The following is a 12,874-nucleotide window of genomic DNA, read 5'->3' as shown; positions in this document are numbered from 1 at the left end:
GTTACCGATAAGTAGTTGAAAGTGATGGACAAAACACCGGGGCGATCCCGCCTCCGCCGCGAATCATCTGTACATTGGCGGACGGCACTTCGGTGCCCGCGAGCCCTGGTCGTACCCATCCCCCCCGGGGCGATCAGGTGGTGGCGGGGGACGCCCCCCCTGCTCCCCGCCACCGAGCTCCTCGCATCGGCCGAGTACCCGGCCGGTAACGATCCGGCCCCGTACTAGCCTTGCACCGTGGAACCACACGGCACGCAACCCTCGAACGGCATCTCGCCGGGCTCCACTTCTCATGTGGGTCACGGTCACGGCCACAGCGACTCCCCCGTGCCGTTGGGACCGGTGGCAGCCAAGGTCGTCGTCGGATTGCTGATCGCTATTGCCATAGCCGTCATCGCCGGGGCCTTCGCGCTCTGGCCCAGCAAACAGAGCATCGACATCCCGCTGCCGTTCCAGACCTCGGGTGGCGGTGCAGTGTCCACCGAGGCGGGCACCATCACCTCGCAGAGCATCGGGCCCTGCGGGAGTCCCGACGCAGGTCGAGCATTCACCGGCAACCCGACCCCTGCGGTCAACGACTCGTACGAATGTCAGCGCAGCATCGTCGACATCACCACCGGTGAGGACGCAGGCAAAAGGACGGTACTCGAGATCGCGCCGGGTCCCGGCCAACCGACTCTGAGCGCCGGTGAGGACATCCGGCTGGTTCTGCAGACAGACCCCTCCGGTGGAGTCCGATACTCCTTCAACGACTATTCCCGCGGGCTTCCGCTCGGGTTGATCGTCGGCGTGTTCGCCGTGGTCATCTGCGTCGTGGCCCGCTGGCGAGGATTCCGCGCGCTGGTGGGCCTGCTCATCGCGTTCGCCGTCCTCGTGGTGTTCATGCTGCCCGCGCTGCTCGACGGCGCTCCGGCCATTCCGGTCGCGCTGGTCGCCGGCGCGATCATTCTCTACGCCGTGCTGTATCTGGCGCACGGCGTGAATCTGCGCACCAGCTCGGCACTACTGGGCACGCTGACCTCGATGGGCGTGGCCGCAGTGCTGTCCTACGTCGCGATTCGGATGACGCACCTCACCGGGTTGTCGGAGGAACAGAACACCGCGGTGCAGACGTACATCGGCAATGTCAGCGTCACCGGTCTGCTGTTGGCCGGCTTCATCATCGGCTCGCTCGGTGTGCTCAACGACGTGACGATCACCCAGGCCTCGGCGGCCTTCGAGTTGGCATCGGTGGACGAGACGGCGTCGCGGCGCGAGATCTTCACCGCCGCGATGCGGGTGGGGCGCGATCACATCGCCAGTACCGTCTACACCCTGGTACTCGCGTACGCCGGTGGTGCGCTGCCGCTGCTACTGCTCTTCAGCGTCGCCGACCGGTCGATCCAAGACGTGTTGACCGGCGACGCGGTGGCGATCGAAATCGTGCGGTCGTCCGTCGGTGGCGTCGCGCTGGCCCTGTCGGTACCGCTCACCACTGCCATCGCCGTCCTGCTGGCCCGGCCGCTCACCTCGTCGCGGATGCCCTCTTCGCCGCGGCAGGCCAAGCCCACACGATCGCGGGGCTCGGGCCGCCACAGCGCGTAGAGCGGCTTCGCCGCACGTGAGTGGAAACTCGTAGCAGGCACCGATCTTTCGTGCACGTGCGGCGAAGCCGCTCGGTCAGGCGAACGCCGCCGCAACGGTCGCGGACAGCAGCTCACCCTCATGGGTGCTCAGGCCCGCTTTCAGACCGGGGTCCGCGGCGCAGGCGGCTTCCCAACCCTTGTCGGCCAGGGCAACCACGTAGGGCAGGGTGGCATTGGTGAGCGCGTACGTCGAGGTACGGGGCACGGCTCCGGGCATGTTGGCCACGCAGTAGAAAACGGATTCGTGCACCTTGTAGGTGGGATCGGCGTGGGTGGTGGCCACCGAGTCCTCGAAGCAGCCGCCCTGATCGATGGCGATGTCGACCAGAACCGATCCCGGCTTCATGCGCTGAACCAGGCTGTTCGACACGAGCTTCGGCGCTTTCGCTCCGGGGACGAGTACGGCTCCGATGACCAGATCGGCAGCCAGCACGGCCTGTTCGAGTTCGTATGCGTTCGACACCACTGTCTTGACGGCACCGCGGTACTGATCGTCGATCGCGCGCAGCGCTCGGACATCGAGATCCAGTACGGTGACGTCGGCGTGCATGCCGAAAGCGATTGCGGTGGCGTTCTTTCCGGAGACGCCGGCTCCGATCACGACGACGTTGGCCGGACGCACTCCCGGTACGCCCATCAGTACGCCGCGGCCACCTTCACTCGACATCAAGTGGTAGGCACCGGCCTGCGGTGCCAGACGGCCGGCAACTTCGCTCATCGGCGCGAGCAGTGGCAGCGATCCGTCTGCGGCAGTGACGGTTTCGTAGGCAATGGACGTGGTGCCCGACGCCAGCAACGCGTCGGTGCAGGCCTTGGACGCCGCAAGATGCAGGTAGGTGAACAGCACCTGACCCTTGCGCAGGCGTGAATACTCCTCGGCGATGGGTTCTTTGACCTTGAGCAGCAGATCGGCCGCGTCCCAGACGGCAACCGCGTCGGTGAAAATTTGCGCGCCTGCGGCTTTGTAATCGGTATCGGTGAACGACGAACCGGCGCCGGCTTCGGTTTCGATGATCACTTCGTGTCCTCGCGAGACAAGTTCGTGCACGCCTGCCGGGGTGATGGCCACCCGGTATTCGTGGTTCTTGATCTCGCGTGGAATTCCGATTTTCATGACGTCCTCCTGCAGTGGCGGTGACCGAAGCGACGCTCCGTGGGTACGCCAACTATGAATTATGTGCGGAATTGCTGCAATGGATGTGAACAAAATTCTGTATCCTCGGGCCATGGATGCAGATAGTTCATTTCAGCCGGTCGATGAGGGGGCTCGATCGAATGATGTTCGGTCCGTCGCCCTGGACCGAATCGACCACATTCTGCTCGACGAACTGCGTCGAGACGCACGCACACCGAACAATGCGCTGGCGGCCGCAGCAGGGATCGCGCCGTCCACGGCCCTGACCCGAGTTCGGGCGCTTGTCGAACGCGGCGTCATCCGCGGCTTCCACGCCGACATCGACCCCGAGGCCCTCGGGCAGGGCATTCAGGCCATGATCTCGGTTCGGCTGCAAGCGGATGCTCGACGGCGGATCAGCGAATTCGGTTCGAAGATCGCGTCCCGAAAGGAGACGCTGAACATCTACTTCATTGCCGGGGCCGACGACTTCCTGGTGCATGTGGCGACGGTCGACACGGCCACCCTGCGCGATTTCGTCGTCGAGAATCTCAGTGCCGACCCTGCCGTCGCAGCGACCGAGACCATCTTGATCTTCGAGCACATCAGGCCGCGAAACACGAACGCGGACAAATAGAACCGATCAGGGTGCCGGCGGCACGATCGGGGGGAAGCCCGGCAACGTGAAGTCCGGGAAGCCCGGAATCAGCGGCGGCGGCTGCTGCGTCGTGACGGGCGGAACGGACTCGACCGGTGCCGGCGGCGGCTCGACCGTCGTGGTCTCGGTGGTCGTGACCGGCTGTTCCCACGTGGTTTCCGGCTGCTCGGTCGTCGGCTCGACAGTGGTGGTCGGTTCCGGCGCAGGCGGTGGCGGCAACAGAACGGGAGCAGGCGTCGTCGTCGGCACCGTCGTGACCACCGGAGTATCGGTTTGGTCGCGACTGACCGAGGTGTCCACTACCTGCGGAGAGTTCTGGTGGGTGAACATGAAGCCGGACACGGCGACCACCGCTGCCGCGCAGAACGCGAGCACTCCGCCGGTCCGCAGCCTGCGCCGTGCGCGAGTGCGATCGTCTTCACCGTCGTCGTCGTCGTAATCGGCGTCGAGCCAGTAAATGTTCTTCAGCTGGAACGGAACGGGCTTACCGTCCTCGACGGTGTCCACGGCGGCATCAGTGGCAGCATCGGTGGCGGACGTATGCGACACCGGCTGTACCGCAGGCGCTTCCACGGCGACAGCAGAGACTTCAGCCACGCCGTTCTCGGAAATCTCGTGCACCGCAGTCGATTCCGGCGAAGGCTCAGCATCCGCGGTGGACGACTCAGGAATATCGGCGGGCGCGTCGGCGAATTTCGAGGATTCGAAACCGGTTGCTGCAGAAGCAGATTCGGTAACCGATGCGGCAGCGATCCACGGACGTGCGGGCACGGGACGAGTCGAGCTCGGCGTCGCCACCGGCGGTGCGGCATGCTGCGACTGCGAACGCGCGGGCATCATCGGCTCGGGCGCAGGTGGCACCACAGGCACCGGCGGTGCCACCGGAGCCGGCGGGACAACAGCGGCGCTGTCCGTGTGTCGACGTCTCGGCACGCTTGCCTGCGCGTCGCGCGCAGTACGGTCCGGAGCGGTTCTGGTGCGCGAATTCGGCCGCGCGGCCAGTGCTGCTCCGCGTGCGGCCACCGTCTCGGGCTCGGTCGGGACGATGGAGGGCAGTTCGAGCAGTGGGCCCACACGCTGCTGGACGATGGGCATGCGGGCACCACCACCGATCAACACGACCGCGTCGATCGGCACGTTGGCACCGATCATGACCTCGCGGGCGAACTCGATCGCCTCGTCGAGCAGGTCTGTGATCAGCAGTTCGAAATTCTCCCGAGACAGCAGGATCATCCCGCTCGCGTCGGGCAGGCACACGGCGTCCTGGGTGGACAGGCGTTCCTTGGCGATGCGGCAGCGCTTCTCGAACAGCGCAATGTCGGGGTCGGTCGCCGGCTTGCCGAGGCGCTGGAGCTGATTGTTGCGCACGTAGGCGTCGACCAGATCACCGCTGTAGGAGCCGGAGCGCTGAGATGCCGTCACCGTGCGCGCCGTCAGGTCGACGACGCTGACCGTCAATCCCGAACTACCGAGGTCGAACAGGGCGACAGAGCCGGCACCTCGCGCCTCACCGGTGACGGCGAGGTATTCGATGACGGCCTCGACCTCGGGGACCAGGTGGTAGTTGTTCAGGTGAGCACCGGCGAAGGCGGCGCGCAGTGCATCGGCCTGACGCGGATCCCGGTAGGCGATGCCGGTGGACAGTTCGGGTTCGACCTCGGCAGCGGCACCGATCGATTCGGCGGCCAGGTGCGGGAGGTCCCCGGTGGCACTGTCGATCAGTTCGTTGCGAAAGAACAGTGGCCTCTCGACGTCGGTGACCAGGGCGGACGAGGTGTCGCCGGAGGCTCCGAACTGGTCGGCTCTGGGCTGCGCCGTGCGCACGGCTCGGGTCCCCATGGACACCCCAAGCAGCACAGTCACGATCGTCGGCCTCACTTCGTTCGGCGGTTTCGGTGAACGCCCCATCGGAGTCCACCCGCACACGGTACCGTCTCGCGGCGAGCTGCACTGAAGGGTGCCTACGGGCCTGCTTGTTCGGCTTCGGTGTCGGTGAAGCCGAAACCGATGTCGGACGCCTCGCCGGGAGGCTGGTACATCTCACCGGTGTACGAATATTGCTCGACGTAGAGCTGCTCGTACGTCAGTGTGGTCGGTCCCGCCGCAGCCGGTTGGTCGGGTGGAGGTGTGTCGGTGACCGGGGGTGCGATCTCGGCGAGAGTCGCCTCGAAACCGGGGTCGGTATTGATCACGGATCTGGGGGCATTGTCGAAATCGGCGAAGAGCGCGAACATCAGCGCAACAACCACGACTCCGACCGACACCGCCACGGCACCGATCTTGAGTACCGCCTGCCGAGTCCACTGCCGGTCCGAGAGAGTCGACAGGTACGACAACGGAATCGCAGCGACCCCGCGGGGACCGACACCACGGGCTTTGTGTGGCGATGGGTCTTCCCGAGCGAGTTCCGGTTCCGCTTCGGGTTGCGTCGTCGACTCGACCTCGGACGGCGACTCCGATTCCACTACCTCCGTTACAGGCGAGGGTTCCACTACCGGATCGGGGACCTGTTTCGAGCCGATTTCAGCCCGGATCAGCGCGCCCTCGGCAACCGGCGACACCGAGTCGTGGACGGTGAGCGGCACCGGCCAGGTGGCGCGAACCCGCCGCTGGACGAGGGGGCTGTTGGCCACTCCTCCCAGCAACACGATCGCGTCGGGGGTCCGGGGACCGACCCACTCGATCATGTCGTCGATCAGTGGGGTGGCGACCGCCTCGAACTCGTCGCGTTCGAGGATCATCGGGCCGTTGTTGGGTGCGCGCACACCGGCCGACGTGGTCAGTAGCTCCCGAAGCTCTCGGAAGAACGTGCGATAGGACGCGACACCCTCGGGCCCTTCCGGTTCCGGCAGGATCCCCTTCGTCATCACCAGGCTCTGCACCACGTCGTCGAGGCGTTCGCCGCCGAACGACTCCGTTCGGTCGTGCCATTCGACGGTTTCTTCGGCGGTGTTCACGACCAAGGCCGACGTTCCGCGTCTGCCGAGGTCGAGCACCAGCACGGTCGTCGCGTCGGCGAGGGTGTCGAGCGAACGCACGAACGCGAGCAGCGCGTCGTGCTCGTCGACCGTCTCGACGGATGCAGCCAGGCCTGCCGACGTCGGGAAATCCGTGTAGCGCAGGGTGCGAGCCTCGCGCCCGGTGATGACGACGGAGTCGAAGGGGCCGCGCGCTCCGATTCGATCGGACAGGTCGTGCATCGCACGGTCCGGATCGGTGAGCTCGAGATCGACGGACTCGACGACGCGGCGGTCACCATCGGTGTAGGCGATGCGCAGGGCGTCCGACTCCACGGCCACGCCGCAGACTGGTCCCATCGAGTGTTGTCCTTCGATTGCTTGCCGTATGAACAGACGATCGGAACCTATCGTACGCACGCTCGGTGTGGCCGAAACGAGCAAACGGGCCGAAAACCGACATGCGGGACGTAGGTCACGAAACTTGCACTCGGTATGCGGTATCGGCTTCAAACAATCTGAGATATTGTTTACCCGGGTCTGGGGAGACTGCGGGTCGAAATATTTTCCGTCGGCCCGTACGACTTGCGAGGCCGCCCGGTCTCGCACCCAAGCGATCGGTGGAGGTCCGTTACGATGGAAACACTCAGTACGCAGTTCGACGCACGCATTCGGGACGTGCTGGACAAGCTCGGCAAGATGCCGGTCGCCGCGTCGGACATCGACTCTGCTTCCGACCTCTACGACAGTGGCTTGACCTCGCACGCGAGTGTCAACGTGATGATCGGCCTCGAGGACGAATTCGACATCGAATTCCCGGACTCGATGCTGCAGAAGTCCACGTTCGCGAGCATCGACGCGATCGCAGCTGCTGTCGCACAACTCGCAGGCTGACGACCATGACGGTCTCGTCCGACAGTCGCCCCGCGCAACTGCCCCTCACCGACGTCCTCAAGACCCTCCGCACGTTCGCGGCCGAGGTCGACCGCGAGGGCAGGTTTCCCGCCGAGTCCGTCGACGCTCTGCGCTCGGCAAATCTGTTCGCCGCCGCGATACCGACGGCGCTCGGCGGCGGTGGCCTGTCCCTCACCGAGCTCGCCCGGGTCGCACGCGATCTCGGTGCCGAATGTGCATCGACGGCAATGATTTTCGTCATGCACCAGTCTCAGATCCTGAGCATCGTCAGGCACGGCGGCACCCCCACATCCGACGCGTTGCTGCGCCGCATCGCAGCCGACCAACCGCTCGTCGCGTCGGCGACGACGGAGATCAACATCGGCGGCGACGTGCGTTCGAGCAGCTGCGCGGTCGAGTACGACGGAGACCGCATCCACCTGGCCAAGACCGCACCGGTGATTTCGTACGGCGAATACGCCGAGATCGTTCTCGCGACGGCGCGGCGCACGGTGGACAGCCCGCCGAGCGATCAGGTTCTGGTGGTGTGCCAGAAGCCCGACGTCACCCTCGAACGCACCAGCAACTGGGACACTCTCGGGTTTCGTGGCACCTGCAGCCCGGGCTTCCAGCTCGACGCCGTTGCCGACCGCTCGAGCATTCTGCGCGACAACTACGGCGAGATCTCCTCGCAGACAATGCTTCCGGTGGCCCATGTGCTGTGGGCCTCGGCCTGGCTCGGCATCGCCGACGCAGCCGTGTCCAAGTCCCGTAAGTTCGTCCGCAAGGCGGCGAGCAAGAGCCCCGGCGTCACTCCTCCCTCCGCCCTGCGGCTGGCCGAGTTGTTCGTGGCCCACGAACAACTCGTCGACACCGTGTTCGGCGCAGCGGCGAAGTTCGAGGCCATCGCAGATTCCCCCGAGGAGCTCGGTTCCATCGGTTTCGCCGTCAAGATCAACAACGTCAAGGTGACAGCGTCGACTCTCGTCATCGACATCGTCGGCAAGGCGATGCAGATCTGCGGCATCTCCGGGTATCGAGAAGACGGCGACTTCAGCATCGGACGGCACCTCCGCGACGCGCACGGCTCGGCGATCATGGTCAGCAACGAACGCATCCTCGCGCACAACTCTCAACTCGCGCTTCTCTACAAAGGCAAATGATGACCCAGACACAGGACAAGACCTCCGAACTGGATTCGGCACGAAGCGAATTCAGGCAAGAGCTCGTCGACGCCGGCCTGCTGATCCCGTCGTCGGTGCTCGGTCTGTACGGCCGGTCCGGCGAGTTCGAGGACATCATCGAATCGATCGACCGTCGGGTCGTGGCCGCGAGCGCGTCGGAACACGGAACGGCTGTGCCCAGGTTCCGATTCCCGCCGGTCTTCCCGCGGGAAGCGTTCGAGAAGACCGACTACATCGCGTCGTTCCCCAATCTCACCGGTGCCATCAACACGTTCGACGGCGACAACAAGGCCCATGCCGCGCTGCTCGCCGATCGCTCCGAGGGCAGGGACTGGGATCACCACCTCGAGTCGGCCGGGACGATGCTGGTGTCCGCGGCATGTCACCCGTCGTACTCGATGTTGCCGTCCGTACTCCCGTCCGGCGGGACGACGTACGACATCTACGGGTACTGCTTTCGGCACGAGCCTGCCGTCGACCCTGCTCGCATGCAGGCCTTCCGCATGCACGAGATCGTGCGGGTCGGCACTCCGGACGACGCCGTCGCCCACCGGGAGAGGTGGGTGCAGCGCGGCCTGGAGGTACTGGCCGATCTGGGACTCGAGGCGGAAGCGGTGATCGCCAACGATCCGTTCTTCGGTCGGGCAGGTCGCATGCTCGCGGCCAATCAACGCAACGAGAACCTCAAGACCGAGTTGGTCGTGCGGCTGTACGGAGACCTGGACGACGGCACGGCCGTGGTCTCGTGCAACTGCCATCGCGATCACTTCGGCCACACCTTCGACATCAGCACCGCCGACGGCGAACCTGCACACAGTGCGTGCGTCGGCTTCGGCATGGAACGTATTGCGCTGGCGCTGCTGCGGACCCACGGTATCGACCGCAACAAGTGGCCGAGGTCGCTTCGTTCGTGACGTCGGTAGCCGACGTCGATATCCCTACCAGCGATCGGAGCGCGCTGTGAACACCACGAATACGGCGACATCCGAGTCCGCCGACAACCATACCGACGAGCTGGAACAGCTACTGATCACCGAGGCAGGCGTCCCGGGCAGACAGTCCACCTGGTTCGGGTCGGCAGCATCGCCGCTGCTCGGTGCCGTGCACGTTCCCGAGGGATCGGTTGCCCGCGGTGCCGTCGTACTGGCACCGCCGCTCGGCAAGGAGCAGGTCGACTCGTACCGCGGTCTGGTCCTCCTGGCCCAGCGCCTCTGTGCTCGAGGCCTGCTCGTACTGCGCTTCGACTATCCGGGAACGGGCGACTCCTCCGGTGCACAGGACGACGACGGCATCGTCGAGCAGTGGCAACGCAGCGTCGTCACGGCGGTCGATTTCGTTCGGCAGTGCGGTGTTCGCGATGTTGCGGTCGTGGGTCTGCGAGCCGGCTCGCTGCTCGCCGCATCCGTGGCGGATCGGTGCGGTCCCCTGACGGGAATGGTGTTCTGGGATCCGGTCGTCAGTGGCCGCTCGTATCTTCGGGAACAGCGCGCCCTGTATTCGATGACCGTTGCGCGAGACGACGAGTCGGACCCGCGAGTGTCCATCGTCGGCGCAGTCCTGCATGCCGGAGTGGCCGCCGAATTCTCGAACTTGGATTCCTCGAAGCTGGAACGGCTCGACTGCCCGGTACTGGTTGCCACCCGCAGCGAACGTGCCGACGCCACTCCTGTTCGCAGACTCGTGTCCGCGCAGCAGGCGGACGAGCACACACTCCGCAATCACAACGCATTCCTCGAGCCACCCGCCTGGGACGTGGTCATTCCGCGTCCGGACATCGACGTGATCGCGCGCTGGGTACAGGCCACGTTCGCGTCGACGACCACGCCGGTCACCGTTCCGATTCGACGTTCCGCCGTGGTCTCGACTCCCCGGGGCGACGTCGTCGAAACCATCGAGCGGCTCGGTGACGACGAGCTGTTCTCCATCCGCACCACCGCGGTGGCCACGACGGCCGGCGGTCCTGCTGTGGTCATGTACGGCACCGCGTACGAGCACCGGGTCGGACCGGTACGGCTGTGGGTCGAGTTGGCCCGCACCCTCGCGACGGCAGGCATCACCTCGGTCCGTTTCGACCGTCGCGGTACGGGAGAAAGTGGAGACGTCGGTGCCGACGACGCACCCACGCTCTACAGCGAACTCGGCGACGACGACGCACTGTGCGCCGTTCGATCCGTGGGGACAGCGCCCAACAAGATCGTCTCGGCAGGTCTGTGCTCGGGTGCGTGGTATGCCGGTTACGCCGCCCACCGCGAGGGCCTGAACACCGCAATCCTGATCAATATGCGCGAATGGACAACGCGGCGTGTCGATTTCACCAAGAGATCCACGATCGCCCAGAAACAGGGATTGACCGCGGTCGCACTCGACCGCGCACACACGGCCGCCGTTCGCTTCAAGAACTGGTCGCAACCCCGGATGCCGTACCGACTGTGGCTCGCGCTCGGCCGTCGTGGCTGGATCCAGGTTCCCGAAATCTCGTTGGGAGAACTGCAGCGCAAGGGAGTCGACGCGTCCGTGCTGCTCGTCCCGGACGACAAGCAGTGGTTCCTCGACAACCGCGGCCCCGAGAGCCTGCATCGGTTGCGCCGCCGGGCCGCGCCCGAGCACCCACCCGTGGTGAAGGCGTTCACGGACGGAGATCACACCCTCTTCGGACGCGATGTTCGCGACACGGTCAGGGCCGAGATGCTGCAGACGATCGGTGCTGCGCTCGGAGTCCACATCGAACCGCAGGACCCACCTGTGAAGGTGAACTGGACGCCGTTGTGAAACATCGCGCTCGCCGGGTACCCCCGCCCGATCACGGCCGACTCGACAAGATCACCTACTACCCCGTCGAGCAGGTCCGATGGGACATGGGCTTCAACAGCCGCACCGTGCCTTTTCACGCGGTGCCGCCCGAGTTCGCGGTCGCGGCGTCGCAACCCCCCGGACAGCTGTCTGCGGCCGATTCGATCCCCGACGGGGACCCGATGTTCACCGCGGCCGAGGCGTCGGGCACGGCGGTTGCAGGCTCCAAGCCCGCCGGCCGCAATCTCGCACTGAACTCGTTCGCGATGATGTTCTCCACCATTGCCACCGGCGCGCTCGGTCTGGCCTTCTGGGCCGTGGCGGGCCGGCTGTTCCCCGTCGAAGAAGTCGGCAGTGCATCGGCGGTGATCGCGTCGGCGGTGATGATCGCGACGCTGTCCAACCTGAGCCTCGGCTCGATGTACGAGCGGTTCCTGCCGACCGCGGGCGTGAAGGCCAAGTCCTATGTGCTTCGCGGCTACGCTGCCGTGCTGTCGCTGGCGCTGGTCCTGGGATGCGCGTTCTTGGTCGTGGCACCGGTGGACGAGTTGTTCACCACCACGACCGAGATCGCGACGTTCCCGATTTTCGTCGGCGTACTGGCCGTGTTCGCGCTGCAGGATCAGACGTCGTCCGGGCTGGGCTTTGCGCGGTGGGCGGCGGCCAAGAATGTCTTCCACGCGGTCGTGAAGTTGGCGGTCCTGGCCGTCACGTACGAAACCGGCCGTAGTTTCACCATCATCGCGGCGTGGGCGGTACCAGCGGCCATCGCGGCGATAGTGCTGTTTCGCGCGTTCGGGAAGAAGCTCGGCACCGATCCGCGATACCAGCTCACACCGAAGCTGCCGCCCCGTAAAGAGCTGTGGTCGTACTTCGGGTCGGCGTACGGCATCACTGCCCTGGGAACCTTGGCACCCCTGATGATCCCGATCATCGTGGTGAGCACGCTCGGTGCCGAGCAGAATGCCTACTTCTCGCTCACCTGGTCGATCGTGAGCGCCATCTACGTGTTGATCGGGGTACTGGTCGGCCCCTTCGTGGCGGAGGCGGCTGCACATCCCGAACAGTTCTCCAAGCTCGCCAAACGCTTCATCGGCCTGCTGTGCATCGTCGCCGTGGGCGGATCGTTCTTTCTGGCGGTCGTCGCACCGTTCGGGCTCGGTATCGTCGGCCCCGACTACCGCGAGAACGGGACCATCATCGTCCATCTCGCTGCCGTGACCATCCCGCTGTCCGTCGTCGGGGCCCTGTACGACGGTCTGGCCAGGGTCCGTCGTCGTATGCGGCTTGCGGTGCTCGTCCAGATCGCGGCCACCATCATCATCGTCACCGGGTCGTTGACGCTGTCACCGAGCTTGGGCATCGCGGGCATCGGCTGGTCTTATCTGGCGGCCGAAGCCTTCGGCGCCGTGGTTCTGTTGGTGCCCCTGATCAGGTGGATCGGGGACCTGTCCGGCGCTGAGCATGCCGCGCCGGCTCTCGATCCGCGCGACGAATCCACGTCGCAGGCGACGGGTCGTGAGCACCGCGTACGAGCGTAAGCGACATCACTCTTGCTAGCTGGCACCGCAAACATTCTTCGAGTACGTTTATATGCAGCTTGACAATCTCATGGCTTCTTTTAAGCTTCTAGTCAGGAAAAGACAGTGGGT

The 12,874-nt window shown here is 65.4% G+C and carries 10 protein-coding genes; 7 read left to right on the top strand and 3 right to left on the bottom strand.

The window, feature by feature from the left end; translation table 11 throughout:
* The first annotated feature begins 237 nt into the window (after window positions 1–237).
* On the top strand, window positions 238–1,584 hold the full coding sequence (locus CH262_RS21160; protein ID WP_179275072.1) for a YibE/F family protein: 1,347 nt from the start codon (window positions 238–240) through the stop codon (window positions 1,582–1,584).
* Window positions 1,585–1,659: 75 nt separating this feature from the next.
* Here the strand turns inward: CH262_RS21160 and ald are convergent, their stop codons facing one another.
* Window positions 1,660–2,739 (bottom strand): alanine dehydrogenase, encoded by a 1,080-nt coding sequence (gene ald, locus CH262_RS21155; protein ID WP_094718376.1) that lies wholly within the window; start codon window positions 2,737–2,739, stop codon window positions 1,660–1,662.
* Window positions 2,740–2,851: 112 nt separating this feature from the next.
* Between ald and CH262_RS21150 the strand changes: the two genes are divergently transcribed.
* On the top strand, window positions 2,852–3,376 hold the full coding sequence (locus CH262_RS21150; protein WP_027495632.1) for an Lrp/AsnC family transcriptional regulator: 525 nt from the start codon (window positions 2,852–2,854) through the stop codon (window positions 3,374–3,376).
* Between the two features lie 6 nt (window positions 3,377–3,382).
* Here the strand turns inward: CH262_RS21150 and CH262_RS21145 are convergent, their stop codons facing one another.
* Together CH262_RS21145 and CH262_RS21140 are read right to left on the bottom strand one after the other, a co-directional pair.
* Complete coding sequence (locus tag CH262_RS21145) at window positions 3,383–5,260, bottom strand: Hsp70 family protein (RefSeq protein ID WP_094718457.1); 1,878 nt, start codon at window positions 5,258–5,260, stop codon at window positions 3,383–3,385.
* Window positions 5,261–5,358: 98 nt separating this feature from the next.
* Window positions 5,359–6,714: a hypothetical protein gene (locus CH262_RS21140; protein ID WP_143547148.1), complete on the bottom strand. Its 1,356-nt coding sequence runs from the start codon at window positions 6,712–6,714 to the stop codon at window positions 5,359–5,361.
* Window positions 6,715–6,990: 276 nt separating this feature from the next.
* Here CH262_RS21140 and CH262_RS21135 point away from each other — a divergent pair, with 276 nt between their 5' ends.
* Genes CH262_RS21135 through CH262_RS21115 form a run of 5 tightly spaced genes read left to right on the top strand, consistent with a single transcriptional unit; the run spans window position 6,991 to window position 12,763 of the window.
* Entirely contained in the window at window positions 6,991–7,248 is a 258-nt protein-coding gene (locus tag CH262_RS21135; protein ID WP_027495629.1) for an acyl carrier protein, read from the top strand.
* Between the two features lie 5 nt (window positions 7,249–7,253).
* Window positions 7,254–8,411, top strand: coding sequence for an acyl-CoA dehydrogenase family protein (locus CH262_RS21130; RefSeq protein ID WP_027495628.1), 1,158 nt, complete (start codon window positions 7,254–7,256; stop codon window positions 8,409–8,411).
* Complete coding sequence (locus CH262_RS21125) at window positions 8,408–9,346, top strand: amino acid--[acyl-carrier-protein] ligase (RefSeq protein ID WP_094718374.1); 939 nt, start codon at window positions 8,408–8,410, stop codon at window positions 9,344–9,346. The genes CH262_RS21130 and CH262_RS21125 overlap by 4 nt, the downstream gene beginning before the upstream one ends.
* Before the next feature lie 46 nt (window positions 9,347–9,392).
* Window positions 9,393–11,201: an alpha/beta hydrolase gene (locus CH262_RS21120; protein ID WP_094718373.1), complete on the top strand. Its 1,809-nt coding sequence runs from the start codon at window positions 9,393–9,395 to the stop codon at window positions 11,199–11,201.
* Window positions 11,198–12,763, top strand: a complete 1,566-nt coding sequence (locus tag CH262_RS21115; RefSeq protein WP_094718372.1) for a lipopolysaccharide biosynthesis protein — start codon at window positions 11,198–11,200, stop codon at window positions 12,761–12,763. Before CH262_RS21120 ends, CH262_RS21115 begins: the two co-directional genes overlap by 4 nt.
* Window positions 12,764–12,874 lie beyond the last annotated feature (111 nt).

Origin of the sequence: Rhodococcus sp. 05-2255-1e (assembly GCF_002259025.1) — a bacterium.
Lineage (GTDB): Bacteria > Actinomycetota > Actinomycetes > Mycobacteriales > Mycobacteriaceae > Rhodococcoides > Rhodococcoides fascians.
Note: the sequence above shows the minus strand (reverse complement) of the source record. Positions and strands in the feature narration are given on the sequence as shown.

What these genes read in the sequence shown, in the direction of transcription:
- CH262_RS21130 (WP_027495628.1), top strand. Translation starts at nt 7,254, where the DNA reads ATGACGGTCTCGTCCGACAGTCGCCCCGCGCAACTGCCCCTCACCGAC.
- CH262_RS21140 (WP_143547148.1), bottom strand. Translation starts at nt 6,714, where the DNA reads ATGGGACCAGTCTGCGGCGTGGCCGTGGAGTCGGACGCCCTGCGCATC.
- CH262_RS21150 (WP_027495632.1), top strand. Translation starts at nt 2,852, where the DNA reads ATGGATGCAGATAGTTCATTTCAGCCGGTCGATGAGGGGGCTCGATCG.
- CH262_RS21125 (WP_094718374.1), top strand. Translation starts at nt 8,408, where the DNA reads ATGATGACCCAGACACAGGACAAGACCTCCGAACTGGATTCGGCACGA.
- ald (WP_094718376.1), bottom strand. Translation starts at nt 2,739, where the DNA reads ATGAAAATCGGAATTCCACGCGAGATCAAGAACCACGAATACCGGGTG.
- CH262_RS21135 (WP_027495629.1), top strand. Translation starts at nt 6,991, where the DNA reads ATGGAAACACTCAGTACGCAGTTCGACGCACGCATTCGGGACGTGCTG.